Genomic DNA, 26,590 nt, shown 5'->3' on the forward strand with positions numbered 1-26,590 from the left:
ATGAACATAAAACCCAGACAATATTTTGTAACCGGTATAGGTACTGGCGTCGGAAAAACCATTTGTTCCGCGATGTTAGCCCAATTATGGCAAATGGCCTATTGGAAGCCTATTCAATCTGGCGACCTTGAGCAGTCGGATTCCATGATGCTGAACCATTTATTAGATCATAAAATCCAGATTTTTAAGGAAAGATTTAGACTCCATACTGCCGCATCTCCGCATCAGTCGGCATTTTTGGATGGCATCGAAATGCATTTGGAAGATTTCGAATTGCCAGACAAACAGATCGACTTATTGGCCGAAGGGGCAGGTGGATTATTTGTGCCCATCAATGATAAAGAATGTATCATCGATCTTATCAAAAAATTGGCAATTCCAGCCATTCTGGTTTGTAGGGATTATCTAGGTGCCATAAACCATAGCCTTTTAAGCATAAAAGCCCTGGAAAACCATCAAATCCCTTTACACTATCTGGTGCTAAATGGGGAGTTCAATCCCTTTAGTAAGGAAATCCTTTTGAAACATATGCCAGAAAATTGCAGGTTGATCCAATTACCTGAAATAGAGGAGTTAAATGCAGCACATATGCAGCATGCCCTCTCCAAAATAACCATTGAAAAATAGTAGTAAATAGTAGATAAAATGAACAACATGAATGAAAATATGCTGAAACATGATTGGACCAAAGAAGAGTTGTTGGCCATCTATAACCGACCGTTGATGCAATTGGTTTTTGACGCAGCAACTGTACATCGGCAATGGCAAAAGCCGGATGAGGTGCAGATTTCCACCTTACTGTCCGTAAAAACTGGCGGATGTCCGGAAGACTGTTCCTATTGTGGACAGGCTGCAAGGTACCATACCGATATCAAAGTTCAGGCCTTATTGCCAACAGAGACGGTATTGGCGCATGCCCAAAAAGCGAAGGATGCCGGTTCATCCCGTTTTTGTATGGCGGCTGCTTGGCGTGAAGTGCGCGACAACCGGGATTTCGATCGTATCATTGATATGGTCAAAGGGGTCAATGAGATGGGGTTGGAAGTTTGCTGTACTCTTGGTATGTTGACCGAGAGCCAAGCTCAAAGGTTGCAGGAGGCTGGACTTTACGCTTATAACCATAACCTGGATACTTCGGAGGAATTCTATGATGAAATCATTTCCACGCGCAAATTTGATAATCGCTTGGAAACCATAAAGCATGTCCGTAAGGCAGGCATCACCGTCTGTTCTGGTGGGATCATCGGATTGGGCGAAACGATAGATGATCGGGTTTCCATGCTTCGTAGCTTAGCGAATATGGAAAAGCATCCGGAATCCCTGCCGATCAATGCCTTGGCCCGGGTAGCCGGAACGCCATTGGCAGACCTCCCAAGGATTGATATCTGGGAAATGGTGCGAACAATTGCTACCGCTAGGATCGTAATGCCAGCCTCTATGGTGCGTTTGAGTGCTGGGCGCATCGAAATGTCCGAAGTGGAACAGGCATGGTGTTTTATGGCCGGTGCAAATTCCATTTTTACCGGAGAAAGGCAAACCTTATTGGTAACTCCCAATCCTGGTGTTTCCGAAGATATGCAGATGCTGCAGAATTTGGGATTAAAAGCTATGGTATTGGATAAAAAAGAAGCATGCGCCCACTGATAGACCGGGATCTGGCTGTCAATTGGCATCCCTATTCCCAGATGAAATTGAGTCATCCCATCCCGATCATTAAGGGCGAAGGTGCCTATCTATTTGCTGAGAATGGACAAAGGTACTTGGATATGGTCTCTTCCTGGTGGGTCAGTATTCATGGACATGCCAATCCAACTATTGCAAATGCGGTATTCAATCAATTGAACACCTTAGAACAGGTTATTTTTGCAGGTTTTACGCATGAACCAGCCATTTTATTATCCGAAAGGTTATTGAATCTGTTGCCTAGCAATCTGCAAAAGGTGTTTTATTCGGATAATGGCTCCACGGCGGTAGAAGTTGCCCTGAAAATGTGCCTTCAATTAGGCAATAATCTAGGCAGGCCGAAAAATAAAATACTGGCATTTAAAGAAGGATACCACGGTGATACCTTTGGAGCCATGTCGGTCAGTGAAAGAGGACAATGGACTGCTCCTTTTTCCGACAAACTTTTCGACGTGATCTTTATAGATCCGCCAACCTCATTGAATTTGGAACAGACGAAAGTTTTAATTCGAGAACATGCAGCAGAAACCGCATGCCTGATCTACGAGCCGCTGATCCAAGGAGCAGGAGGGATGTTGATGCACAGTGCTGAAGATCTGTCAGATCTGATGACCTTTTGTAGATCTTTGGGTATTCTTTTGATCCAGGATGAAGTTTTTGTGGGATTTGGAAGAACAGGGACCTTATTTGCCGCCGATCAGTTAAGTGTTGCTCCGGATGTGATGTGCTTTTCTAAGGGACTTACAGGAGGGACCATGGCCATGGGCATCACAACTTGTACGGATGAAATCTATCAAGCATTTTATTCCGATGAGAAGCAGAAAGCGCTCTTTCATGGTCATTCTTTTACAGCAAGTCCGATTGGCTGTGCAGCAGCATTGGCAAGCTTGGATATCCTATTGTCTGCTGAATGCCAACAACAGCTGGACAGCATTCATAAAAAGCATCTTGCTTTTCTAGGTAAGTTGATGCTGCATCCGAAGGTTCAACAGCCTCGATTGATGGGAACAGTCCTGGCTTTTGAATATCATACCGCAGAACAGGATGGCTATTTCCATAGCAGGCAGGAATTCCTTTACCAAGAATTTCTAAAGAGAAATATCATCATGCGGCCTTTGGGAAATACCATTTATCTGGTGCCACCTTATTGCATAAAGGAAGAAGAGCTGGAATACGTTTATGACATGATATTGGAAGTCCTAGATTGTTGATCTTAGGAATTTTGATCCATCCCATTCATAGATTTCTTCTGATTTCTCGACTTTATAAATGACTTCAGAAACAGTTTCATCGTTGATGTCTGATTCGGATTCCCCTTGTTCGATACGCTTGACGATGATCTGTTTCCCTTTTTTATGGGTATTGGGAAAGACTAATTCCTCTGAATAGTAAAATATTCCAGCATCGCTTACCGAGGAAGTTTTTGGTAAGGTGTGGAGTTGCTTTCCATCCCAGGAAAAATAATAATCGAAGGTATAGATCCCGCAGGCTTCCCCAGAAAAACTTACCTTAATGATGTTTTTGCTGTTTGCTAAGCCTTGGGCATCAGCAATTTCATTGTAGGAAAAAGATTGGCTGGATGGTAAATAGGCAAAGCTTTCCGTATCGATCAATTGCTTGTTCTTGTCCAGCACCTTAAGTTCCGTCCAATAATAATTGTTGTCCTCTTCTTGGTTCTGCCAAGCAAAGCCATGTAGGAACGTATTACCGGTTTTCTTGTCCACATTTGACCCCACTGCTAAAAGACCAGCCCAGATATAGCCTCTTTTCTTTTGACCATTATGCACGTATTCGATATAGTACCAAGGTAATTTCATCCTCCGGATGAGGGTTGGATTGATGGCATCAGCACCTATATATTTTAGTTCAGTTCCAAGTGCGAGTGAATCCAAAAGCTTGCTTTTCGTGCTGGGCTCCTCCCGGATATAGGCCATATTGGCAAAGACCAAAGTTTCTTTCTGATCATGTACCTGATAGAAGTTGAAATCCTCCACCACTTCATAGGCAGCAGGTGCTTGAGCGAAACTAAAGGAAATGCTCATCATGGCTAAGCTCAAAGCGAAAATAAATACTCTAAAATTCATAAAAGGAGATGCGTAATGTCTTAAGATTTAATAGCCGTTAGGGCATATAACATCGGGATTTTGCCTTCCAGCCCCTTTATTCTGTATTTGTCTGGACCATCCTGAACGGTATTCAAAAAACAGTTATAGGGTGAGTAATCAAATTCCTCAAAAGAGCTTATCTGTAAGTTATTTTTCAGTAGTGCCTTAAAAACATCGCTCAAGGGATGGTTCCAAGAAACAGATTTGTTTTTGATTTCGGCATTACGGTCTGCATAGGTACCTTCGGTGGTTTCAACAATCGTTTCGACATTGAAGTAACTGTAGGCTATTTTGCTGAATTCATAGTCAAATGCCCAGACCATCGGATGAAATTCTACAAAGACTAATTTACCCCGTGGTTTTAAACAGCGATGAATAACCGCCGCCCATCTGTCCAAATCTGGAAGCCATCCGATGGTTCCATAACTGATGAACACCATATCAAATTGGCCATTGAGTTCCTCAGGGGTATTATAAACATCGGTACAGATAAATTCTGCATCTAATGCCAGGTCCTGTGCCAATTGTTGCGCAAAGAGTATGGCTGCATCGGAAAGGTCGACCCCCGTCACTTTCGCGCCCATTCGTGCCAAGGATAGACTATCCTGACCAAAATGACATTGTAAATGCAGGATGTTTTTACCTCTTACATCGCCCAGTAAATTTAATTCCACTTCCTTTAAAGAGGATTTCCCTTCCAAAAAGGAAGGCATATCATAAAATTCAGAAGAAGTATGGGAATTGGTTTTATCGTTCCATAGCTTTCGATTGATCGCTAGATAATCTTCATCCGGATTGTCCGGTTGGAATGCGGTATGGTCTGCCATTTTATTTCAAATTAAACATCAGGAGATATATCCCTAAGTGTCGGCATGAATCTTTTCCTCCGCCAATTCTTCATCTGCTTTTGTCTGCTCCAATTGGTTATCCTCTTGTTCCTCTTCGGCCTGCTTTTCATACTGAACCTTCACAAAGATAGGAAAATGGTCCGAGTCGAAATTATCCAATTTCTTAAGGGATATTAATTTAAAATCTGCGGAGATAAAAGCATGGTCCAATGGGAACTGCATTAAAGGCATTTTGGCATGGAAGGTATTGTAAAAACCTCTGCCGCGCCGAGGATCTAAAAGCTGACTGGTTTTTAGAAAAAGTTCCGTGGTATAACTCCAGGCCACATCATTAAGATCTCCAATTACGATGACAGGCATATCCAACTTTTCGGCTTTTTTGGCCACCAATAACAGTTCCTTATCGCGTTCTGTTGAACGGGGGTTTTCATTGGGAACAGGCGGGGTAGGATGTACCGCAAACACTTGAACCCGCTCGCCCGAAGGCAATTCCACCTGACAGAATATACTTGGGATCTCCTCTTCCACCAAATAGTTTACAGAAATTTCGTGAAGTTTGAATTTGGAAAATAAGAGCATACCATAGGTATTGTCTATCGGAACTTTTACTTGAAAAGGGTATTCCTTATCTAGGCTTTCCGTTTCTTTCGCCCAGGTATGATTGGTCTCTAATAAGAGGATGAGATCGGGGTCATTTTCATGGATCACCTGAAGGCATCCTTGATAATTAACATTATCTTCATATACATTGGAGATCATTACAGCGATCTGGTTGTTGGGGTCCAATTTTTCAGCACGATAAACCTGTTTTTTTGCCAAAGGTGTAAAAGGCCAAATCTGCCAACAAAGATAGATACCATTGATGATCAGGGCGTAAAATAGGATTTTTTGAAAAATGACTTCTTTATTTACAAAGGATATATATAATACTATCCAAAGAATAACGAGTGCTAATTTCTGGATTCTAGGATATTCAAATACTCGGAAGGTCCAAAAGTCACTTCGGATTAAAGGTAGAATACTAAATAATAATATCAGGCATCCCAAAATCGGCAAGAATATATCCATACAACCCTTAAGATTAATTTGTTTTTTAAGTTTAATTCATGCAAAAGCAATGCCTTTTTTTTGTGACAACAGCTAATTTTTCATAATTTGATACCATCTAAGGATCCACCTAAGGATCTACTTGGAAAGGGATGTGAAAAATTAATAGCAGTCTTATGGCAAATCTATCAAGAAAAAGTTACGATACATTAAGCGAAGCAGTAAATGACCTGCAGAAACAAGGTTATACCGATGATTTTTTGATTTCAGAGGATGGCGAATGTCTTCGCTGTGCTGGAAAGTCTATGGAATTATCTCCAGATGAATTCATTATCGATGATATCTATCGTTTTGAAGGTATGACGGATCCAGCGGATGAAAGCATCTTATTTGCTATCTCTTCCAAGGATAATCTGGTGAAGGGTTTGGTAGTGAATAGTTTTGGCGCTGAATTCAGTTTCAGATCTTCGAGATTGGTGGAGGAATTATATAAAAGATCAAGAAGTTAGTATGTCAATTCAAGTGAATTTAGAGGATCTTATCCTACGGAAAGCCCGAGCAGAGGAAGCAGAAGCAATTTGGGCTATCATAAAACAGGCAATAGATAAGCGGAAAGAGGAAGGAAGTAACCAATGGCAAGATGGTTATCCAAACCTAGGAGTTATCCAACGGGATATAGAATTAGGTTATGGCTATGTGCATGTGGATGCTAATGGCGAAATATATGGCTATTTGGCTTTGATTTTTGAGATAGAACCTGCTTATGAAATCATAGAAGGGAAGTGGTTGAGTGATCAGGCATATGGCGTAGTGCACCGAATAGCAGTCAGTCAATCAAATTATGTCAAAGGACAGGCAAGTAAGATGTTGAAAGAGGTAGAAGAATTATGTAAAGAAAGGCAAGTATACAGCCTACGTGTGGATACGAACTTTGATAACGTAGGAATGCTTCGCGTTTTTGAAAAACTGGGATATACCTATTGTGGCGAAGTGTATTTCCGCGGGGGAGCCAGAAGAGCCTATGAAAAGGTTTTAAACTAAATAGTTTTCTTCATTCCTAGTTTTCATACCAAATGACCTTTCCTCCGCAGAGATCATCCTTACGCAGGGATCTTTCCTACGCGCAGGTAGATTTTCCAAACGGCATCTTTTACCAATTGCGGGTTGCCCCAGATTTTCTCGACCTCGAGTCTTAATTGATCAATAGGGTTGTGACCAACCTGTTCAATGAATCGTTGCGTTGCAGACCAACTCAAAAGATGTCCTAAAAGATCTTCCATCTTAAATCTTTTTCGGATATAGAATTCAGGAGGCTCGATTTCCCGAAATGGGAAGGGGATGGTCGTATATTCCTGATCGATACTGCGGGTTTCGATCGGCCAATAAGGACCAACGGTTTTTTGATGGAAATGCTTGATCAATACATCCAATTCCTTATTTATACTGGGTATTCCATAAGCCCAGGTGGCAATAATGCCTCCTTTTTTAAGGACTCTTTTGACCTCCGCGTAAAATTTATCATAATCAAACCAATGTATGGCTTGCGCAATAGCCACCAAATCCACTGATTGGTCTTTTAATGTTGATTCCTCTGCTTTTTCGACCTTATAGGTCACCCGATCATGGGCGAAGGCATTGGTGATCTGTGCTTCGCTGGGGTCACTAGCATATACCGAATCGTAAAAATCTGCGAGGTGTATGGCAGACTGTCCATTCCCTGTACCACAATCCCATGCTAATTCATGGGTGGGGGTTAATTCGGAAAGATAATCGTAAAGCTCATGCGGATAGGATGGCCGGTATTGGGCATAAATGGAAGCTTGCTTAGAAAAATTGTCATTGAATGTAGCCATAATGCATATCTATTAACTTCAATTACTGCTAATAAATATACAAATTTTCAAAGAAAATTGATCTTTATTCTTTTGTTAACCAGCAAGGATTCAGATTGATGCAAACGAAAATGTAGATTTTTCATTACAAGAATATCTTATTTGACCCTTGAACATAATAAATCTTTTTTACTTGGATTTTTTGGAGTAAAAATTGCTATTGATTTTTTATATACAACCACATTTTCACTACTTAAGGAAAACACAAGTAAAAGTCAGTCCCAAAAGGGCTGACTTTTTTTTATACATTAGAAATCCATTAAAACGCTATTACAATTCCATAAGATGCTCATTAGAAACATGTTAATTTCCTTTTTTGATTAATTATTTAACAATTAATTAATCATCAAATTGTAGTTTTGCAGCACATTTATAGGGTAAATGGTAAATCTGCTGCGTATTCCTTTTTTAAGAGGAATGAAAAACAATTCTCAAAAATTCATCAAAATAATATGGAAACACCAATAACAAATGTATCGGAAATGAGCTTGTCCGAAAAAATGCAGGAGCTCGTTATTAATTGTTTTACTTCAGCCAATAATTTGGAAAACCTGGATGAAGAACAGCAACAATCGATCTACAACCTATATGCAAAAATTAAATATAAGGATATCATCGATCAAGGATTTTGGAGTTTAGGAGGTGGGCTGACGCATTATTTCCTGAGCCTAAATGAGATGAAGCTTTCCTTGTTGGAAATTATGTCTACCAGATCTGACGAGAAAGAACGCTTGATCCTAAAAGAATTGTTTCTTTTTCTGAATATCCTCGACGACCGAAGTTTCTATCAACTATTCTCGATTAGGCAGTTATTGCACTGTCCAACCGAAATCTTTCCTGAAAAATTGGAAGACATCAGTAGGGAATATTTTGATTAAAGAATATACTGTTGTTTGTATGTCTAGAGGGTGTTTCTGTAAGGGATTCACCCTTTAAACTTTCCAAAATAGTTATGTAAAATTTATAGGTATTTAACGAATTTTTCGAGGCATTTTAATTAAATTAGAACCAATTACCCAAAGGCTATTTAGCTCAGGGTTAAATCAGGTTATCTTCTATGGGATAACCACTGTGAACCAAATAAACTTATATGCACAACACAAGATTGACGGAGGAACATCTAATTTTCCGAGATAGTCTGAAGTCATTTATTCAAAAAGAAATTCTCCCACACATTGACAAATGGGAAAAAGAAGGTGCGATTGACAAATCCATCTGGAAAAAATTAGGCGACATGGGATATATGGGGCTTATATACCCAGAACAATACGGCGGCCTAGATCTTGACTTTTATTATTCCCTTATCTTCTGCGAAGAAATTTCCAAATGTTTTTCTGGTGGTTTCAGTGTTTCGGCACTGGTGATCCAATACATGTCTACGCCTTATCTTTGGAAATATGGTTCCGAAGAATTAAAATCGAAATACCTGACAGCTGTGATCCAAGGAGATATGGTAAGTGCTGTTGCGATCACGGAGCCTGGTGCTGGTTCAGATGTTCAACGTATGAAAACCACGGCGGTGCTCGATGGCGATGAATACATCATCAATGGTTCCAAAACATTTATCACCAATGGCTATTATGGCGACTTCTTTATCACTGCGGTAAAGACAGATCCTGCTGCGGGAAGCAAGGGCATCAGCTTGATCTTGGTCGATCGGAATACGCCGGGAATCACCTGCAATAAAATAGAAAAGTTAGGCTGGCATGCTTCGGATACCGCGGAGATCGGTTTTGATCATGTACGAGTTCCGAAATCTCATCTTATAGGTGTGGAAGGAGAGGGCTTCAAATATTTAATGGGAGGTCTGCAATTAGAACGTCTGACAGCAGGCATACATAGTTTGTCCACGGCGGAATCCGCTATGGAATATACCTTGGATTATCTTCAACAGCGAGAGGCGTTCAATAAACCCTTGAAGGATTTCCAAGTATTGCGCCATCGTTTTGCTCAAATGTATGCGGATGTGGAGACACTGAAGGCCTTTATCTACCATTGCTGCGATTTGCAGAACCAGGGGATATATGCTGTAAAGGAATGTTCCATTGCAAAACTACAGGCCAGTGAATTGGCCATTAAGGTAGTTTCAGAATGCCTACAGATGTTTGGTGGTTATGGCTTTACCGAAGATTATAAGATTGCCCGTTTATACCGTGATGTACGCGTTGGCACCATTATCGCTGGTACTTCCGAAATCATGCTCGAAATCTTGGCCAAGATCAGTATCGACCAAGTCGATTATTCAAAAAAATAAATCTATGGAAATCAATCACCTGCCCGAACATATACAGTATCAAGAAAGAAACATCAATGATTATGTCTTAGAGATTTATGTGCATAATTCATTGGAAACCCCTTATGAGTTGGATTTTGGTTTTGTACGCGCTTTACTACGCCGTGTTCAGAACCATTTGCTTAAGCCCGAAATAACAGGTTTGGTCCTGCATTTTTCAGGATCATTTGAATCCCTAAATTTCAGGCAGTTGTTCAAGCAGGCAAAAGAAAAGATCGAATTCAAGAAAAGGTTGTTTGAGATCATGGACCTGATGGTAGGGATCGATCAAATAAAAAAACCGATCGTTGGTATTTTTGACCATGCCTTGTTGGGTATAGGATATACCCTGGGTCTGGCATGTTCGAAATTGATCGCCGTTGGAAACCAGGCAACAGTTGGTTTTCCAGAGGGGGCCTATGCAGTCATCTATGGAATGGGATCGGTGGTCCACCTCAAAGAAAGAGTTCCTCTTTCAACAGCTTTTGAAGTGTTGACCAAAGGAAAGATCTATAAAGGCAGTGCTGCGCTGGAATTGAATCTGATCGATTCCTTTGTCGATAACCTGGATGATGCCCTAGTGGATGCCTTAAACTTCCTGGAACAACCAGGGAACGGCCTTAAAAGGCAGCAAGCCTTGAGTGATGAAGAGATCAATGGAGAACTGCAAAAGCTGAACAAACAGGCCAATTCCAATATTCCAGCACATATTTCCTGTTTCATCATTTTTAAAACCAGTCCTTTCTTGAGCAAAGCGGAATTGTTGACCATGGAATTGGTCCAATTTGAATACATCCTCCATGAAAAGCAGACCATGTCCATAATCCGCACGATGTATTATTCCATGAAGGAAGCGGCAGCATTGGGTGCTAAGGCGGAAAGCCAGGTCAATAAACTAACGGTTTTAGGTGCAGGTATGATGGGTTCCGGGATAGCTTATGAGGCAGCGAAAGCAGGTATAGAAGTCCAACTAAAGGACATATCCGATGCGGCCGCCGAAAAAGGAAAGAGCTATTCGGAGAAAGTGACCAACAAATTGATGGAATTGGGTAAAATGACGCCCGAAAAGCAGCAGAAGATCCTGGATTTGATCAATCCCATATCTCATTTTGAAGGGTTGGACAAACAGGACCTGATTATTGAGGCTGTTTTTGAAGACCTGAACCTGAAGGCTGCAGTCATCCAGGAAAGCTTACCGATATTAAATCCAAAAGGATTCTTTGCCTCCAATACCACGAGCCTTCCAATCCATAAGTTGGCTAAATTTAGTGCTGATCCCAGCCGATTCATCGGACTTCATTTTTTCTCACCGGTAGACCGGATGGCCTTGGTGGAAGTGATCAAAGGTGCAGATACCAGTCCTGAAACCTTGGAAGAGGCATTGACCTTTGTCCATAAGCTTCGAAAGATACCTATTGTGGTCAATGATGGCCCTGCCTTCTTTACCTCCAGGATTTTCTTTAACTACCTTCTGGAAGGGATTACCCTGTTATTGGAAGGAGCCTCGGTAGAGGTGATCGATCGCCAAGCGAAGGAAGCCGGCTTTGCTGTCGGACCATTAGCTGTATTAGACGAGATTTCATTGGATCTCATGGTTCATGTGTATGATCAGTTACCAAAACTTCATGCCAGTCAGAAAAGAGCTTATAATTATCTGAAAAAATTGATAGCAGAAGGTAGGCACGGAAGAAAATCAGGGAAAGGGTTCTATGAATACTCCAGCGAGGACCGAAGTAAAAAGCCTTGGGAGGATAAGGAGATTGAAAAGCCTGCTAAGCCAGCCTGTTTGATCATGATCAAATACAGGTTGTTGCACGTGATGGCCTTGGATAGTTACCGATGTTTGGAAGATGGGATTTTGACCAGTCCGAAAGATGGCGATCTAGGCTCGGTATTGGGCGTTGGTTATGCGATGCAGACAGGAGGTGTTTTCGGGCATATCGATCAAGTAGGCCTGCATGCCTTTGTGAATGATTGCCTGGAGTTCGCTAAATATGGTGAACAATGGGAGCTCCCGAAATCCTTGATCGAACTATCGAAGAAAGACTTTAAATTCTACTCCGGGTTTGATTCCAATTGGAATGAAGGCCCTTCAAAATAAGGAAGAGATTACTTTATAAAAAAACATCGCCTAAATGTAGGCGATGTTTTTTTATATGGCTACTTATACCATCATATCAACCAGGTCATTGACCGATAATTTGATGAAGTCTTCGTATGCCAAGGTATGTTGCAATAATGTTTTCTGTTGTTTATCGGCAAATACACGAGCAAGATTGATCTTATATTTTTCGATCAGTTTCGGGATACCTTCGGATCTTCGGCGTTTATGTCCAATCGGATATTCTACGACCACTTCTTCCAGGATGGTTCCATCGTTCAGCTCCAGTGTCAGCGCATTGGCGATCGAACGTTTCTCCGGATCATGGTAATCTACAGTGAACTGTGGATCTTCAATACAGGTGATTTTTTCCCTTAATGCATCGATACGCTCGTCTTTGGCGATGTTATCCTCATAATCTGCAGCGGTCAAACGTCCGAAGATCAATGGAACGGCCACCATGTATTGGATGGCATGGTCACGGTCTGCCGGGTTATGTAAAGGACCTTTTTTATCGATAATCCGGATGGCCGCCTCATGTGTCCTGATTTTAACGGATTTGATATCCTCCGAAGTTTTTCCCAATTCTTTTAATTTTCCATGCAAGGTCATGGCTGCTTCCACTGCAGTCTGCGAGTGGAATTCTGCTGGGAAGGAGATCTTGAACAACACATTCTCCATGACGTAGCTTCCATAAGGGCGTTGGAACTTGAATTCCTGACCTTTAAAGGATACATCATAGAATCCCCAAACCGGAGCGGTAAGTACCGATGGATAGCCCATTTCACCTTTTTGTGCTATCAACGCCAAACGTACAGCTCTGGAGGTGGCATCACCTGCTGCCCAGGATTTACGGCTGCCGGTATTCGGAGCGTGGCGGTAGGTACGCAAGGATTGCCCATCTACAAAGGCTAAAGATAGCGCATTGACCAACTCATCGCGGTTCAAGCCCAAAACTTTACCGACAACAGCGGTAGATGCTACCTTAACCAGGATCACATGGTCTAATCCCACTTTATTGAAAGAGTTTTCCAATGCAAGTACACCTTGTACTTCATGCGCTTTAACCATGGCTTCCAGCACGGTTTCCATGTTCAATGGCTCTTTTCCTTTCGCCAGGTTGTTTCTACTGATCCAATCAGCCACGGCCAATATACCACCAAGGTTATCGGATGGATGACCCCATTCGGCGGCCAACCAAGTATCGTTGAAATCCAACCAGCGAACCATAGCACCAATGTTGAAGGCTGCTTGGATGGGATCTAACTGATAGGGGGTACCAGGTACCTTGGCACCATTCGGAACAATCGTTCCAGGAACGATTGGACCAAGCATTTTCGTGCAGGCCGGATAGGTCAAGGCTTCAAAGCCACAGCCTATCGTATCCAAAAAACAATAATGGGCGGTTTCCTTCGCTAACTGACTATCAATTTTATAGTCTAGAATATAATCTGCAATATCCAGTAATACTTGATCTGGATTGGGTCTGTTGTTGGAAATATGTGATGACATTTCTGATTGTTATGTACTTATTTTTATCTGTCTTTTAATGGGATGAATTTCTGGTTTTCAGGGCCCGTATAGTTGGCGCTAGGGCGGATGATCTTGCCATCTTCACGTTGTTCGATGATGTGTGCCCCCCAACCGGAGATTCTCGACATCACGAACAATGGGGTGAACATATCGGTTGGGATTCCCATCAGGTGATAGGCCACCGCAGAGAACCAGTCCAGATTAGGGAACATTTTCTTTTCGTCCCACATCAGGGTTTCCAGGCGTTCGGCAATATCGAATAATTTCATATCCCCCAATTCCTCTGAAAGTTCCTTGGCGATTCTTTTGATGACCTGATTGCGGGGGTCTGAAATGGTATAGACCGGATGTCCAAAGCCGATGATGACCTCCTTTTTGGACAAACGCTCTCGGATATCCTTTTCCGCATCGTCTGCATCCTTATACCTGCTTTGGATCTCGAATGCTACCTCATTGGCACCTCCATGTTTTGGTCCACGTAGCGCTCCGATCGCTCCGGCGATACTTGCATACACATCGGAGCCGGTTCCAGCAATTACGCGTGCCGTAAAGGTGGAAGCATTGAATTCATGTTCGGCATAGAGGTTCAAGGAAGTTTGCATAGCCCGTACCCAAGCTTCAGAGGGTTTTTTTCCATGCAATAGATGGAGAAAATGACCTCCTAAGGTCCTATCGGTGGTTTCTACTTCAATTTCTTTTTGATGATGGCTGTAATGGTACCAGTATAAAAGGGCAGAACCCATGCTGGCCATAAGGCGATCGATGATCTCGCGGGTCTTTGAAGGCTCATGTTCCAAAGGTTCCGGTTCCAATGTGCCGAACATAGACACGGAGGTTCGCAGCACGTCCATCGGATGAGCAGATGCAGGAATCAATTTTAAAACCTCTTTCAGTTTTTGGGGCAGGCCCCTTTGCTGTACAAGTTTATGCTCGTAGTTTTCCAATTCTTTTGCATTGGGCAATTTGCCATGGATCAGTAGATAGGCCACTTCTTCAAAACTGGCCTGATCGGCTAGGTCCAATATATCATAACCGCGGTAGTGGAGGTCGTTTCCACTTCTTCCTACCGTACAAAGGCTGGTGTTTCCTGCAGGAACCCCGGATAGGGCAACGCTTTTTTTCGGTTTAAAACCTGATTCATTCGTTTCTTTCATATCATTTCTTGTTAAACAATTGGTCTAAACGATTCTCGTAATTATAATAGTCAATACTTTGATAAAGTTCTTCACGGGTCTGCATGGTTTCCAATACAGCTTGCTGGCTACCATCATTCCGGATATGTTGGTACACATTCAAGGCAGCCTTATTGGCTGCGCGGAAAGCAGATAGTGGGTAGAGTACCATGGAAACCTTAGCGCCTTTAAGTTCCTCCACGGTGAACAAAGGCGTTTGCCCAAATTCGGTGATGTTGGCTAATATGGGCATTTGGGTAGCTTCCTGAAAGCGTGTATAGTCTTCCAGGGAGCGGACAGCTTCTGCAAAGATGAAATCCGCACCAGCCTCCGCATAGGCTTTGGCTCTTGCCAGGGCATTTTCAATGCCTTCGGAAGCAATGGCGTCGGTTCGGGCACCGATCACAAAATCAGCATCGCTTCGAGCATCTACCGCTGCGCGGATGCGGTCTACCATTTCGTCCAAACTGACCAATTCCTTGCCGGGACGATGCCCACAACGTTTAGCGCCTACCTGGTCTTCCATATGTATACCGGCAGCGCCAGCTTTTTCGAGAGATTGGATGGTACGAGCGATATTGAAAGCGGATGGTCCAAAACCGGTGTCGATATCTACCAATAAGGGAGTTTTACAGACATTGGTGATACGTTCTACATCGATCAGGACATCTTGTAGGGTGGTAATGCCAAGGTCTGGGATGCCCAGTGAACCTGCAGCTACGCCACCTCCCGAAAGGTAAATGGCTTTGAATCCTGATTGTTCTGCTAATAGTGCATGGTTGGCGTTGATGGTTCCTACGATTTGTAGGGGTGATTCGGCTTGAAGAGCTTCTCTAAATTTTTTTCCAGCAGATTCCTTCATTCTGATGAGGGATTTTTTTAGTTTATAAATAGGGTTATGGACGTTGGAGCTTCATCTTCTTTTGCTGTCCAGCGACCTTTTTAAAGATAAGAAAATCTGATGGGTTTAGGAATTAAAATAGAAAGCTTGTCGTGCTGAGCGTAGTCGAAGCATCTGTACGGTGGTATGGTGGTATACGAACAGATCCTTCGACTTCGCTCAGGATGACATGGGGGAAGATTGCTTCGTCGTGCCTCCTCGCAATGACGGGATGGCTTGCCTCCTCGCTATGAGAGTTTTTGCTTCGCTCTTAAAGCAGGGTGAAAGTAATGTAAAAGTATGTATTTAGTAACCTAAGTATACTAAAACCCGCTTTAAGGTTGCTTAAACCATGGTTTTAATACGAAAACAAGCTTTTACCATAGGAAAATAACAACATTATCTAATTTAACAAAAAAAGCCGTATCAACATCGATACGGCTTCTTAATATTAATAACCTGGATTCTGAATCAATCCTGGTTCTACGCGTAAGCTGTTCTCATGGAACGGCCACACATAATTATGCTGTTGGAAAGTTCGATCTTCGATCTTTAAAGTTTCCACTTTTCCATTCACCAAACGGGTATGTCCTAATGCGGGTTGGTTCAACACCTGTTCCGCAATTCGCCAACGGATGATATCATCATAGCGGATACCTTCTCCAGCTAATTCCGTTCTGCGTTCGTTACGGATCAAGTTTACCCATTCCTCTTGGGTTTTGCTGCCCAATTTCACATCGGCCACGGTCATATCCAATCCAGCACGTTTTCTCAACTGGTTGATGCAATCTTTCGCCAGGTCATCCACTTGTCCCAACATGATCTGTGCTTCGGCATAGGTCAATAAAACCTCTGCATACCTTAACAATGGGAAATGCATGTTACCACCAGATTTAAAAGCATCGGTTTCATCGACAAACTTCTTGAACCAATAGCCAGATTTACTGGAGCGTTGGTTCTCAAAATAGAATAAACTTGCTGTATTGTAAATATCGATCTTATCGCCGTAAAACGTATCTCCTTGGCCAAAAATACTAGCTTTTAAACGTGGGTCACGATTTAATTTCGGATCCAGTTCATATTCCTGTTTCGTATGCAATGGACAATTGTCGATTGGTCTACCTTGCAGGGTCCAATACGAATCCACCAAGGATTTGGTCGGAACAGAATAGGATTGTCCATTACCGGTACGGTATTGTGGTGCCAGGTCGCGGAAAGAGTTGGTCGCCGTATTATTATGACTTTCCATATCGAATTTCATAATGAACTCCTTGTTGGTCTTATCCGCTTTGTAATTGAACAGATCGGCATAGTTCGCATGCAACTGATATTTTCCGCTTTCGATGATCTCTTTGGCCAATTTGGCTGCCAGTTCGTATTTGCCGTTATACAACGCATAACGCATGGTCAGTGCCTTGAACGAATACTTATTGAACATATAAGCATCTGAGGTATATTCATTTTCCGGTAGGCGGGAGGCAATTTCTTCCGCTAATGGGAAAAGGGTTTCCAAAATTTCTTCCTTGCTTTTTGCAGGTTGAAGGGCGGTTTCCATGTTGGCCGGCTCCAGGTGGAAAGGAACATTTGCCCAACGGCTGGTCAATTTGAAATAATGCCAAACACGCAGCGCTTCCAAGATACTCTTGAATTTAGTACGAACGGCTTCATCCTCCACATAAGGAACATCCACGTTCGCAATAAAGGTATTCAGACGGCCTAAATGTTTCATCTGCAATTCATAGTAATACAAGAATGCGGTGGTATTGGCGTTGATATTCCCATTGGCGATACGTTGGTGATGGTCATTTTCGATGCGGCTATAGGCATTGTCCGATTTAGAATCTTCCAAATAGAACAATAATCCGCGAGCACCCACCGAAGTGAACACATCCACATAACTACTGTACACCACACGGCGAAGGTCTTCCTCGGTATTGAAGAACTCAGTAAAGGAAGTTGCCGTTGGATCTGTTTTATCTAAGAATTTTTCACAACTGGCCAAGGACATACTTGCCAATAGACCAAAATATATGATTGATTTTCTCATTTTCTTTCTCTGTTTATTGATTAAAAGATAGTGGCTCTGATACCAAAACTATAGGTAGCCATGCGTGGGTAGTTCCCATTTCCACCGTTACGTTCTGGCTCTAATCCCTCGTATTTGGTGAAGGTAAAGGCATCCTGTGCATTCACATATACGCGTACATTTTGGAAAGCTTTGCCCCATTTCGGGAAAGTATAGCCCAATTGAAGCATCTTGATGCGGAAGTACGACGCGTCGCTCAACCATACATCACTAAGGAAAGTGTTGGTGCTTGCGCCGGTCCAAACCCTTGGAAAACGGGAGTTTGGATTTTCTGGTGTCCATCTGTTGTCTGCATATTCTTGGCGCGGTGCACCTAATGCATTCGATGCATTATCCACGTAGATCGGATAGCCTTCCTGTCCGCCAATGCGGGAGGTACGGCGACCAACACCTTGTCCCAAGGCTGCAAAGTCCCAACGTTTGTATTTCAGGTTTAGATTGACTGAATAATTCAAATGTGGGAATGGATCACCCAGTTCCACACGGTCATCATCATTGATGATGCCATCACCATTCTGATCTCTATAACGGATGTCTCCAGGAATGGTATTCGGTAATTTTGCTGTTGTGGCATCAATTTCCGCCTCATTCTGGAAGTAACCATCGGTTTCATAGCCATAATAGTTATCAATGGCAATTCCGTTGTACCAGATTTTATCGTTGGTGTTTTTGAAGATTAAGGTGTCGGTTTTATTGTATCCAGCCTTTTCAACTTTGTTGCTGTTGTCGAAGAACATACCACCAATGGTATATTTCAAATCCCCGATATTATCTGACCAGTTTGCCGAGATTTCATACCCTTTATTTCTAACCTCACCAATGTTTACCGCCGAAGTTAAGGTGTTCGATCCGGTTAGTGGAGGTACTGGGAAGTCGGAATAGATCAGGTCGTACGAGAATTTGTCGTATACATCCGCTGTAATATTCAACCGGTTGTCCAATAAAGTCAGGTCTGCACCTACGTTCCATTGTTTTTGTTTTTCCCAAGAGAATAATGGATTTGGCACACGCATGGTCCATCCCCAGGTATTCACTACTTCCTGCCACAGGTATGGATCCACATTCTCATTACCGATCAAACCGTATGATGCACGGATCTTGAAGTTGGTCAAGGTTTTGCTGTCGCGAAGGCTGCTCATGAAACTTTCGTTATGCAGGTTCCAAGCTAGGGCAGCAGAAGGGAAGAAACCCCATTTCTGTCCTGGCGCAAATTTACTACTACCGTCTGAACGTGCGGTTAATTCCAGCAAATAACGTTCATCGAAGGAATAGTTCAACTTTCCGAAGAAAGATGCCTTATTGATCTCGCGGTAATCGGTGTAGGTGAAGTTCATCATTTCTGAACCAGCTGTCAGGTACAGTTTATCCTTGTTTCCACGAAGATCTTTGGTATAGTTTACCAATGCTCTAGCCGTGATTTGGGATTGGCTGACACCTTGATCGGCAGTCACCGAATTTGCCCAGATGGTAGCCGGTTTTCCGGTTGCATCATAGAATTTAAAGGTCTCACGAACAGATTTGTTCGCCGATTTATTGATCATATACGAAATATTACCCTCAATGTTCAAGTTCGGATTGATGTAATATTTTGGTCTTAGGTTGATCGTACTCCGGTCGTGCATGTAGTTTTTGATACCACCATGGTTGATGGAAGCAACCGGGTTCAGGTTGTTGTGCAACATGTAGTGATTCGGAAGGTCTGTCCCTTCAAAAAATACTTGTTGCGTAGGGTTCATTCGCCAAGCGATCTGGTATAGGCCATGGCCATCATCATTGGCCATCAAACGATCTACCTGTAAACGGTGGGCATAGAAATCGGCAAGAAGCACGAATTTGTCTGCAATATTGACGTTGGTATTGAAGCGTGCGGAGAATTTTTGTGTTCCTTCAATGTTGTTCAATCCATTTTCCTGGATATGGCCTAGCATTAGGTTAAATGTTCCTACACCACCACCACCGGAAATATTAGCCGATTGGTTATGGGCATAGGCGCGGCTTTGCATCACTTCGTCCAACCAATTTACACTTTTAGTCTCGCCACTTTCCGCTTTTTGGATATCCTCTGCGGTGTATAGGGTGGTTTGCCCTTGAAGAGATCTGGCTTCATTGTTCAGACGCATGTAATCTGCGGCATTCACAAAGGTAGGTAGGTCGATTGGGTTATCGACCGATCCCCAAGCATTCAGGTCCACCTTGAATTGTCCGGTTGTACCGCGTTCTGTTTCAATGATGATTACCCCATTGGCACCTCTAGAACCATACATGGAGGTAGAAGCCGCATCTTTTAGGACCGTTAGACTCTTGATCTGGTTCGGGTCGATGTCGCTTAAGGATTGTTCCATTCCATCGACAATGACCAAAGGACTTGCATTCTGCAAGGTACTCACGCCGCGGATAGCAATACTTCCTGGGGAGCTTCCTGGAAGGCTGTTGCCCTGCAACATGGTCACACCTGGAATGGTTCCGCTGAAGGCTTGTTCCATTTTCATGATCGGACGCGTTTTGGTCTGCGACATGTCCATTTGGGCAACAGAGGAGGCCAAGTGTTTCTTGTCGACTGTAGAATAACCTACGACTACGACCTCATCGATGCCCAGGTTTTTTTCGGCAAGAATGACATTCAGGTTTTTTTTGTCGCCAATGTTGACCTCTTGGTCATCATAGCCGACTGCGGAGAAAATCAAGACAGAAGCTGTCGCTGGGACTTGAATTTCGAAGTTTCCGCCTGCATCGGAAGCAGTACCTAGGTTGGTTCCTTTGACCAAGACACTTGCATTCACCACAGGTCGATTTTGATTGTCTTTAATGGTACCCGTAATGGTCTTATTCCCTTGGGCATAAGACAACGAGCCGCATAAGACAATGAATAACATCATTGTAAAGATATTTTTCATGATCTGATTTTGGTTATTGATTATATAGATAGTTAAATAATTCAATTCCATAGGCTTAATCCGGTAGATGTTGAGGATTTTGCTCGCCGAAAATACAATTAATTAGTTTAATAATGTTTAATAAGATTGAATAATGTTGTTAAATAAAGTTTATAATAGTTTGGGAAAGTATAGATTTTATAGATAAGAAAAGAAATAGTAAGAATAATTAATTTTGTGATTAAAAAATGCCGTTTGGGTTGGTGGGTTTATCCTTAGGAGTAAATTTTGTGTTGGAAATGTTACAATTGGGGGGGGTGGGAAGGATGGGATGGGAAGGGAAGGGAAGGAAAGGGAAGTGGATGGAAGGGAAGGGAAGGGATGGAGGTTGGAGAGAAAAGGTAAGGGGTAAGGATGGGGATGGAAGAGTGGGAAAGGGATGGAATGGAAGGGGAAGGGACGGTAAGGGGTGAGGGAGGCTGGAGAGTGAACGGGATGGGTCGGGGAGTTGTCATGCTGAGCGTAGTCGAAGCATCTGTACGGTGGTATACGAACAGATCCTTCGACTTCGCTCAGGATGACATGGGGGAAGATTGCTTCGTCGTACCTCCTCGCAATGACGGGAAGCCTCCATGCAAAGACAGAAATTACATTAGGTCTGCTTGGATAGCTAATATTTTCTTTTTCTGTAGGAAGTATCGTTGATAAATCAAATAAGGCAGGGCTTCCATGGCTTCTCTTAAGATCATTATATTTTCATCTACATAAGCTGAGACCATGAAATATTTCCACTCCTTATCCATATACTTTTTTAAATTTTCCACATACTTCTTATCCAGTTCATTTTCAAACCCTGGATATTCCAATAATTCCTTCAATTCTTTCTTCAGCCTCAACTCTAAAACCTTGAATTCAATAAAGAAGGTTTCTATTTGATTATAATCCAAGACTTGGTTCAGATAGCTAAATTTATTGTTCAGCTCGTAATAAAAATTCATCTGATCTTCATAGATCTTATCATAAGCCGCCAATTGCAGATGAGCTTCCAAAAACTCCTGCTCCATGTTCTTGCTTTTTGCCAGATGATGGAAATGTTTAAATATTTGCATATTCAATTCATCCAATTCAGCTGCTTTAGATACTTCTTCCTTTTTCAATCTTTCCAATAACTCAGGAATGGCTTTCCGATGAAATTTAATACCATCATAATCAAAGGTCTTTACTCCAATTTCCTTAGCCTGAATAGATTTTAAAGTGCCAATATCTTGACGCAGGGCTTGCAATTCATACGATAGCTCCGTATCCTCATCCGAGAAATAAGATCTTTCTGGAATATTACCATCTAGATCAATCTTTTCGTAATCAGAAATCACTGGGGTTACTAAGTTGTAATATTCATTGAATACCTTATCAAAACTTCTTTTGTTAAAAGCCAATTCATATTTATGGATAAATTCATCCGCACCCAATTTAACAATAGGTATGTTTGCATTTGGTCCTTCATCCTCCAAAAACAAATTTTTAAATAGGAAATCTGATATTTCCGAGATCACTTTATCCTTATCCTTGATCATATCCATCGCGGGGCTATCCTCTTCCACCGCCTTAACAATATTCAATTGCCTAACCTTTTTCACCCGGTCGGCAGTGCTCGGATGCGATGCCCATTGGTTTTCGAAGTTCAGTTTAGATTTATCGTATTTGAGATTACTATCCAGATCGATCATCGGCATGCCATCCTTCATCTCATAACTGTTCTTTTTTGCTAAAAAGCGAAGCATGTTCTGATGATCCGCATAAATATCATCAGGAAACAAGCTTTCGGAGGAGCGATTAAAATAGAACTGCACCGCTTCATTAAAGGCATGGTCAGCAAAATCTAAACGCATCAGGGAGCTGCTAAAGGCTTCCGACCCAGCAATATGGGCTGCCACTTCATCCGCATGGAATTCCATCTCGCGGGATAAGGCCATGTAATTCTTATTGATGAAATTGTATAATTTTTTGAGGATCCATTGGATTCCACGGATAGCATAAATCGCTCCCCAGAGTGTGATGACTAAAGAATTACTCCAACCGGTTACCCTATTGATCGTTCTATCAAAAGATTCATTGTTATACAGCATGTTAAAGATCACTTGGTTCACATGGTACACGTATGAGCCAAGCTTCATGCTCCGTTGGGAGAAATGACCAAATTCATGGGCAATAATGGCCTTTAACTCCTGTTTACTAAGTACATTGATCAAGCCCATCCCGATTTGGAGGTTTTTCCGAACGGGAATGATCATGCTCCAAAAACTGGAATTATAGAAAACCGAGGCATTAACTTCCTGTGTTAAAAATACTTTTTTGGGGAAGTCCGTTCCAGCTTCCTGTACAACCTCGTGGATCATTTGGAACAGTTCAGGTTGCATGTCTGCAGTAATCTCAAACATGCCCTCCGTATGGTTTTGATTCTTGGAAAAGATGAATTTTATAAGAAAAAACAGAATGGTCAATCCGGCAAAGATTAATCCAGCACCAAATAAAATGATATATAAATTGGGTATTTCTATGATCAAATGGATACCAAAATAGGTGAGCGCAATGGTTAGTCCTATTGCGGCTATTAAAAGCAGCATATAGACAATGACGAAAACGAGAATGGAAGTAAGGGTTTTTTTGACGCTTCGCTGAAATGCCGGGCTGGTCTGAATATGCATAAAAGGTAATTTCGATTAGTTTTATAAATATAGACGAAATGAAGAATATATTTTTCAGAAAACCTAATTAATAATATTTAGTTAATATTTCTTTGGCCGTTAAATAGCCTCTATAGAATGCTTCCTCGAATATGGAGAGTCCGGAAAGGTCAGAATGTGCAAAGTATATCCGGTCGGCAATTGGTTTGGCCATTTCCTTCCGGGCCTCACTCATCATGAACCCTGGAACTGGGCTGATCATGCCATGGCCTAAACGATGGATACGCATATCCAATATTTCCTCCTCGATGCCATAATGTGCTTTGGAGAGATCTTCAATAATGAAATCCCGCCATTGTTCCTCGTTAAAATCCAATAGTTTCTTTCGTTCTTTCCGAAGGTCCTGTGCGTCCAGGGAATGGTAATAACTGATTACATAAGGTGCTTTATATTGGGCAAGGCTCTGATGCTGATCAAAGATATAGCCTAAGCCTTTTCCTTCATGGATCACATTGTCCCAGGATAAGGGCGCGCCCGAAGCAGCGGGGAAACTTTTCAGCGTAATCGTGGCAATCAACCATGGTGCATAAGCAAATTTATCGCTTAAGGTTTTCCGTGTAGGGATCAGGTATTTGTTCACAAATTGCGGACAACAATTGATGAGTTGATTAGTTATATAAAGGGTTGATTTATTGGTTTTACTGTCGTATACCTGAACTTGAACTTTGTTATCATCCCATTCTATTTTATAAGCTAAACAATTGTTCCTTATCTTACCTTCCGCGTATTTTTTCAATAAGGACACCAATCTTCCATTGCCTTCCTGCCATGTTAATACGGCTTCTTCATTTTCGAGATAATCATGCTTTCTACTGGAAAAATAATGTATTCCCGCAAAAGCTGAGGTATGTTTAACGCCTGTACCGAAATCATCCCTGCAACAGTAATTCACATAGCTAAATACCGGTTTTGTTTTGAAACCTTGATCCAGCAGCCACTTTTCCATGCTGATGCTATCCAGATCCTCCAGATCATGATCGTTTGATGCGAAAAGTGTTGGAATATCAAATACATATTTTCCATCCCTACCTTTCATTTCCGTGAAATCCTTCATGAGGCTATGAAAACGCTCCATTTCGGCCAATTCTTCCTCATCTAGCCCATATTCAGGAACAATGCCATTCTGCCAATAATTGTCGATAAAGAGCCTATGCATCGGGTCAAAGGACAGCTGTTCTTCATCAAATATTGGCTCACCATTTTCTGTCCAACCCTTAACGATCTTTGACTTTTCTAAAAATTGGTAAATTTCTTTGTTGGAGGCGTTGGGTATGGGCAGGTAATGAGCGCCCAGTGGATGTTTACTGTAGGAATTTGACCCTGATTTGGAGTTGCCACCCACTTCATCTTCCATTTCCAATAAGAGAAAGTCCTGGAAGCCCTTTTCATGGAATTGATATGCAGCAGATAAGCCTGCGATACCACCTCCAAGAATCAATACAGGGATTTCAATCTTTTCAGAAACAGGGGGGAAGTCGGGTAGCCATAAGCGATGCCCTAAGATGTGGTTGGTGCCGGTAAGTTTTAATAAGATATGGTTTGCCTTTCTTTTACAGGCTTGCAGGAAAGTAGTGCCAAGACCCAATAAAAGGCTTGCTTTCAGGAAATGACGCCTGTTCCACTTATATCTTGCTCCACTCTTCATCAAAATACCGCACTAAAATCTGATTGTCCAAACGATTGATCTCCACCGGTATTTTTTGCATATCTGTTGCAAAGTCCGTGAGTTTGGAGAAATTGTAGTCATAGAAACGCAGGTTGTCCACCTTATGGTTCACCTGTTGGAAATCTACGTTTTTATCTGGGGAGAATAAACAGAAGCCCCATTCGCCGAAGGAAGGCACATAAGCATGGTAAGCCTGTGGGTTCGGAAAAATAGAAGCAATGGTTTCATGAATGCACCAATAGGCTTTTGGCGCATAATAGGGTGATGTGGTTTGCACGGCAATAATGCTTTGCTCATGCATCAGAAACCGTAAGCGCTTGTAAAAAGCATTGGTGTACAATTTGCCTAAGCTGTAGTTGGAAGGATCCGGAAAATCGATGATGATGACATCATATTGCTCCTGATGGTCCTTTATCCAGATAAATGCATCTTCATTTACGACCCTTACCTTAGGGCTGTTCAATGCATCCTGATTATGCTGACGAAGAATTTCATTAGTCTGAAACAGTTTGGTCATCCCTTCGTCCAGGTCGACCAAGGTAATATGTTCTACCATAGGGTATTTCAGGATTTCCCTGGCGGCCAAACCATCGCCACCCCCTAAGATAAGCACACGTTTCGGTGTTTTGGCAACCGACATGGCGGGATGCACCAGGCATTCATGGTACCTATACTCATCCTTGGTGTTGAACTGAAGGTTGTTGTTCAGAAACAGCTGGTAATTTCCTTTGGAGGAGGTCAGTACAATACGCTGATAGGTCGTCGAATGCTTGTAGATGACGTTGTTTCCATATAGCTGGTTCTCCGAATAGGCTAGGAGCCGATCGGAGTAATAGAAGACAACTACAAGGAATACCAAACATAGTATAGCCTTAATCTTTATCCAGGTAGGCCTTTTCAGGAACTTGCTCAGGTAAAAGGCAAGGAAAACCCCTACACAGATATTGATGATTCCGAACAAGAGGGAAGTACCCATTACCCCTAATTTTGGGATCAGCAGGATCGGGAATAAAACCGAAGCGATCAATGCACCGATGTAATCAAAAGCGAAAACATTGGAGACCAAATCCTTGAATTGCACCCTGTCCTTGAGGATGTTCATCAACAAAGGGATTTCCATTCCACAGAGGCAACCTGTTAGAAATACAATAAAGTATAAAATAAACTGGAAATGTTCAACCTGTTGAAATAGAAGGAATAAAAGGACGGAACTTGTGCCGCCAATGATACCTATCAAGAGTTCGATCTCGATGAATCGATCGAACAGGTTCTTATGGATAAATTTGGCGAGATAGGAACCAACCCCCATTGAAAAGAGGTAAGTACCGATGATGAAAGAGAATTGCTTTACCGAATCTCCCAATAGATAACTGGCCAATGCACCAGCCACCAACTCGTAGACCAATCCACAAATGGCGATGATGAATACAGCTAATAAAAGGAAGATGGAAAGATTTTTCTTTCTATCCATGAATTGAGGCTGCGATAATAATGGAGATGCCTAAAATAAAGCTGGCAAAAACGATTGCCAAGGCTACATTATGGTTTTTGACAATCTCCTGCCAGGACTTTTCCGGCGTCAATTTCTCGATCAATAGATAAGCCAATAACAGGATCACTATTCCGATAAGGGAATAAATAACCGAGGCAGCAATACCTTTGAAAAAATAATCGTAATTCATATGCTT

Annotated in this window: 22 protein-coding genes; 9 read left to right on the forward strand and 13 right to left on the reverse strand. The window is 42.1% G+C overall.

The genetic code is table 11. The features are described 5' to 3' along the window. The 3 genes from bioD to bioA are packed head-to-tail and all read left to right on the forward strand — an operon-like array spanning nucleotide 1 to nucleotide 2,894. On the forward strand, nucleotides 1–627 hold the full coding sequence (bioD, locus tag E3D81_RS13815) for a dethiobiotin synthase (protein WP_134777831.1): 627 nt from the start codon (nucleotides 1–3) through the stop codon (nucleotides 625–627). 18 nt (nucleotides 628–645) lie between these two features. Further along, nucleotides 646–1,644, forward strand: coding sequence for a biotin synthase BioB (bioB, locus tag E3D81_RS13820; RefSeq protein ID WP_410528426.1), 999 nt, complete (start codon nucleotides 646–648; stop codon nucleotides 1,642–1,644). After that, on the forward strand, nucleotides 1,632–2,894 hold the full coding sequence (gene bioA / locus E3D81_RS13825; RefSeq protein ID WP_134777832.1) for an adenosylmethionine--8-amino-7-oxononanoate transaminase: 1,263 nt from the start codon (nucleotides 1,632–1,634) through the stop codon (nucleotides 2,892–2,894). Before bioB ends, bioA begins: the two co-directional genes overlap by 13 nt. On the opposite strand, the gene E3D81_RS13830 is transcribed toward bioA, so the two are convergent. Genes E3D81_RS13830 through E3D81_RS13840 form a run of 3 tightly spaced genes read right to left on the reverse strand, consistent with a single transcriptional unit; the run spans nucleotide 2,883 to nucleotide 5,704 of the window. Continuing rightward, the gene (locus E3D81_RS13830; protein WP_134777833.1) at nucleotides 2,883–3,767 is read right to left on the reverse strand and encodes an SH3 domain-containing protein; all 885 of its coding nucleotides are present in this window, start codon (nucleotides 3,765–3,767) and stop codon (nucleotides 2,883–2,885) included. The genes bioA and E3D81_RS13830 overlap by 12 nt on opposite strands. 20 nt (nucleotides 3,768–3,787) lie before the next feature. After that, a complete protein-coding gene (locus E3D81_RS13835) occupies nucleotides 3,788–4,615 on the reverse strand; it encodes a class I SAM-dependent methyltransferase (protein WP_134777834.1) in 828 nt (275 codons plus the stop codon). A gap of 33 nt (nucleotides 4,616–4,648) precedes the next feature. Continuing rightward, on the reverse strand, nucleotides 4,649–5,704 hold the full coding sequence (locus E3D81_RS13840) for an endonuclease/exonuclease/phosphatase family protein (RefSeq protein ID WP_134777835.1): 1,056 nt from the start codon (nucleotides 5,702–5,704) through the stop codon (nucleotides 4,649–4,651). 155 nt (nucleotides 5,705–5,859) lie between these two features. On the opposite strand from E3D81_RS13840, the gene E3D81_RS13845 reads away from it, so the two are divergent. Continuing rightward, the gene (locus E3D81_RS13845; protein ID WP_099366142.1) at nucleotides 5,860–6,192 is read left to right on the forward strand and encodes a phosphoribosylpyrophosphate synthetase; all 333 of its coding nucleotides are present in this window, start codon (nucleotides 5,860–5,862) and stop codon (nucleotides 6,190–6,192) included. 1 nt (nucleotide 6,193) lies between these two features. After that, complete coding sequence (locus E3D81_RS13850; RefSeq protein ID WP_134777836.1) at nucleotides 6,194–6,724, forward strand: GNAT family N-acetyltransferase; 531 nt, start codon at nucleotides 6,194–6,196, stop codon at nucleotides 6,722–6,724. Between the two features lie 59 nt (nucleotides 6,725–6,783). On the opposite strand, the gene E3D81_RS13855 is transcribed toward E3D81_RS13850, so the two are convergent. Then, nucleotides 6,784–7,536, reverse strand: a complete 753-nt coding sequence (locus tag E3D81_RS13855) for a class I SAM-dependent methyltransferase (protein ID WP_134777837.1) — start codon at nucleotides 7,534–7,536, stop codon at nucleotides 6,784–6,786. A gap of 491 nt (nucleotides 7,537–8,027) precedes the next feature. Here E3D81_RS13855 and E3D81_RS13860 point away from each other — a divergent pair, with 491 nt between their 5' ends. The 3 genes from E3D81_RS13860 (at nucleotide 8,028) to E3D81_RS13870 (ending at nucleotide 11,948) form a co-directional block, all read left to right on the forward strand. Further along, nucleotides 8,028–8,453, forward strand: a complete 426-nt coding sequence (locus tag E3D81_RS13860) for a hypothetical protein (protein WP_134777838.1) — start codon at nucleotides 8,028–8,030, stop codon at nucleotides 8,451–8,453. Between the two features lie 212 nt (nucleotides 8,454–8,665). Continuing rightward, nucleotides 8,666–9,829, forward strand: a complete 1,164-nt coding sequence (locus E3D81_RS13865; protein ID WP_134777839.1) for an acyl-CoA dehydrogenase family protein — start codon at nucleotides 8,666–8,668, stop codon at nucleotides 9,827–9,829. Nucleotides 9,830–9,833: 4 nt separating this feature from the next. Next, a complete protein-coding gene (locus E3D81_RS13870) occupies nucleotides 9,834–11,948 on the forward strand; it encodes a 3-hydroxyacyl-CoA dehydrogenase NAD-binding domain-containing protein (RefSeq protein WP_167554312.1) in 2,115 nt (704 codons plus the stop codon). Between the two features lie 63 nt (nucleotides 11,949–12,011). Here E3D81_RS13870 and E3D81_RS13875 read toward each other — a convergent pair whose 3' ends face one another. The 5 genes from E3D81_RS13875 to E3D81_RS13895 all read right to left on the reverse strand — a co-directional run bounded on the left by E3D81_RS13875 (nucleotide 12,012) and on the right by E3D81_RS13895 (nucleotide 20,513). Further along, on the reverse strand, nucleotides 12,012–13,460 hold the full coding sequence (locus tag E3D81_RS13875) for a bifunctional 2-methylcitrate dehydratase/aconitate hydratase (protein ID WP_134777841.1): 1,449 nt from the start codon (nucleotides 13,458–13,460) through the stop codon (nucleotides 12,012–12,014). A gap of 23 nt (nucleotides 13,461–13,483) precedes the next feature. After that, entirely contained in the window at nucleotides 13,484–14,635 is a 1,152-nt protein-coding gene (gene prpC / locus E3D81_RS13880; protein ID WP_134777842.1) for a 2-methylcitrate synthase, read from the reverse strand. Nucleotide 14,636: 1 nt separating this feature from the next. Then, nucleotides 14,637–15,515 carry a methylisocitrate lyase gene (prpB, locus tag E3D81_RS13885; RefSeq protein WP_134777843.1) on the reverse strand — a complete coding sequence of 293 codons (879 nt, stop codon included), beginning with the start codon at nucleotides 15,513–15,515 and terminating at the stop codon, nucleotides 14,637–14,639. Nucleotides 15,516–15,984: 469 nt separating this feature from the next. Next, complete coding sequence (locus E3D81_RS13890) at nucleotides 15,985–17,580, reverse strand: RagB/SusD family nutrient uptake outer membrane protein (protein WP_099366133.1); 1,596 nt, start codon at nucleotides 17,578–17,580, stop codon at nucleotides 15,985–15,987. 20 nt (nucleotides 17,581–17,600) lie between these two features. Further along, entirely contained in the window at nucleotides 17,601–20,513 is a 2,913-nt protein-coding gene (locus E3D81_RS13895) for a SusC/RagA family TonB-linked outer membrane protein (RefSeq protein ID WP_134777844.1), read from the reverse strand. 227 nt (nucleotides 20,514–20,740) lie between these two features. On the opposite strand from E3D81_RS13895, the gene E3D81_RS13900 reads away from it, so the two are divergent. Continuing rightward, nucleotides 20,741–20,965: a hypothetical protein gene (locus E3D81_RS13900; RefSeq protein WP_134777845.1), complete on the forward strand. Its 225-nt coding sequence runs from the start codon at nucleotides 20,741–20,743 to the stop codon at nucleotides 20,963–20,965. A gap of 174 nt (nucleotides 20,966–21,139) precedes the next feature. Here E3D81_RS13900 and E3D81_RS13905 read toward each other — a convergent pair whose 3' ends face one another. The 4 genes from E3D81_RS13905 to E3D81_RS13920 all read right to left on the reverse strand — a co-directional run bounded on the left by E3D81_RS13905 (nucleotide 21,140) and on the right by E3D81_RS13920 (nucleotide 26,584). Then, nucleotides 21,140–23,197: a M48 family metallopeptidase gene (locus E3D81_RS13905; RefSeq protein WP_134777846.1), complete on the reverse strand. Its 2,058-nt coding sequence runs from the start codon at nucleotides 23,195–23,197 to the stop codon at nucleotides 21,140–21,142. Nucleotides 23,198–23,264: 67 nt separating this feature from the next. Beyond that, a complete protein-coding gene (locus E3D81_RS13910; RefSeq protein WP_134777847.1) occupies nucleotides 23,265–24,881 on the reverse strand; it encodes an NAD(P)/FAD-dependent oxidoreductase in 1,617 nt (538 codons plus the stop codon). Continuing rightward, complete coding sequence (locus E3D81_RS13915; RefSeq protein WP_134777848.1) at nucleotides 24,859–26,373, reverse strand: polyamine aminopropyltransferase; 1,515 nt, start codon at nucleotides 26,371–26,373, stop codon at nucleotides 24,859–24,861. Before E3D81_RS13915 ends, E3D81_RS13910 begins: the two co-directional genes overlap by 23 nt. After that, nucleotides 26,366–26,584, reverse strand: coding sequence for a DUF350 domain-containing protein (locus tag E3D81_RS13920; RefSeq protein WP_099366128.1), 219 nt, complete (start codon nucleotides 26,582–26,584; stop codon nucleotides 26,366–26,368). The genes E3D81_RS13915 and E3D81_RS13920 overlap by 8 nt, the downstream gene beginning before the upstream one ends. Between the last annotated feature and the right edge of the window lie 6 nt (nucleotides 26,585–26,590).

This window comes from Sphingobacterium sp. CZ-2 (genome assembly GCF_004526235.1).
Taxonomy (GTDB): Bacteria; Bacteroidota; Bacteroidia; order Sphingobacteriales; family Sphingobacteriaceae; genus Sphingobacterium; species Sphingobacterium tenebrionis.

Excerpts from the sequence above, each read along its gene's own strand:
- E3D81_RS13920 (WP_099366128.1), bottom strand. The coding sequence starts at position 26,584 with ATGAATTACGATTATTTTTTCAAAGGTATTGCTGCCTCGGTTATTTAT.
- E3D81_RS13835 (WP_134777834.1), bottom strand. The coding sequence starts at position 4,615 with ATGGCAGACCATACCGCATTCCAACCGGACAATCCGGATGAAGATTAT.
- E3D81_RS13850 (WP_134777836.1), top strand. The coding sequence starts at position 6,194 with ATGTCAATTCAAGTGAATTTAGAGGATCTTATCCTACGGAAAGCCCGA.
- E3D81_RS13890 (WP_099366133.1), bottom strand. The coding sequence starts at position 17,580 with ATGAGAAAATCAATCATATATTTTGGTCTATTGGCAAGTATGTCCTTG.
- E3D81_RS13910 (WP_134777847.1), bottom strand. The coding sequence starts at position 24,881 with ATGAAGAGTGGAGCAAGATATAAGTGGAACAGGCGTCATTTCCTGAAA.
- prpB (WP_134777843.1), bottom strand. The coding sequence starts at position 15,515 with ATGAAGGAATCTGCTGGAAAAAAATTTAGAGAAGCTCTTCAAGCCGAA.
- E3D81_RS13840 (WP_134777835.1), bottom strand. The coding sequence starts at position 5,704 with ATGGATATATTCTTGCCGATTTTGGGATGCCTGATATTATTATTTAGT.
- E3D81_RS13865 (WP_134777839.1), top strand. The coding sequence starts at position 8,666 with ATGCACAACACAAGATTGACGGAGGAACATCTAATTTTCCGAGATAGT.
- E3D81_RS13855 (WP_134777837.1), bottom strand. The coding sequence starts at position 7,536 with ATGGCTACATTCAATGACAATTTTTCTAAGCAAGCTTCCATTTATGCC.
- E3D81_RS13905 (WP_134777846.1), bottom strand. The coding sequence starts at position 23,197 with ATGCATATTCAGACCAGCCCGGCATTTCAGCGAAGCGTCAAAAAAACC.
- bioB (WP_410528426.1), top strand. The coding sequence starts at position 646 with ATGAACAACATGAATGAAAATATGCTGAAACATGATTGGACCAAAGAA.
- E3D81_RS13875 (WP_134777841.1), bottom strand. The coding sequence starts at position 13,460 with ATGTCATCACATATTTCCAACAACAGACCCAATCCAGATCAAGTATTA.
- E3D81_RS13830 (WP_134777833.1), bottom strand. The coding sequence starts at position 3,767 with ATGAATTTTAGAGTATTTATTTTCGCTTTGAGCTTAGCCATGATGAGC.
- E3D81_RS13900 (WP_134777845.1), top strand. The coding sequence starts at position 20,741 with ATGCCGTTTGGGTTGGTGGGTTTATCCTTAGGAGTAAATTTTGTGTTG.
- bioA (WP_134777832.1), top strand. The coding sequence starts at position 1,632 with ATGCGCCCACTGATAGACCGGGATCTGGCTGTCAATTGGCATCCCTAT.
- E3D81_RS13870 (WP_167554312.1), top strand. The coding sequence starts at position 9,834 with ATGGAAATCAATCACCTGCCCGAACATATACAGTATCAAGAAAGAAAC.
- prpC (WP_134777842.1), bottom strand. The coding sequence starts at position 14,635 with ATGAAAGAAACGAATGAATCAGGTTTTAAACCGAAAAAAAGCGTTGCC.
- E3D81_RS13860 (WP_134777838.1), top strand. The coding sequence starts at position 8,028 with ATGGAAACACCAATAACAAATGTATCGGAAATGAGCTTGTCCGAAAAA.
- E3D81_RS13845 (WP_099366142.1), top strand. The coding sequence starts at position 5,860 with ATGGCAAATCTATCAAGAAAAAGTTACGATACATTAAGCGAAGCAGTA.
- E3D81_RS13915 (WP_134777848.1), bottom strand. The coding sequence starts at position 26,373 with ATGGATAGAAAGAAAAATCTTTCCATCTTCCTTTTATTAGCTGTATTC.
- bioD (WP_134777831.1), top strand. The coding sequence starts at position 1 with ATGAACATAAAACCCAGACAATATTTTGTAACCGGTATAGGTACTGGC.
- E3D81_RS13895 (WP_134777844.1), bottom strand. The coding sequence starts at position 20,513 with ATGAAAAATATCTTTACAATGATGTTATTCATTGTCTTATGCGGCTCG.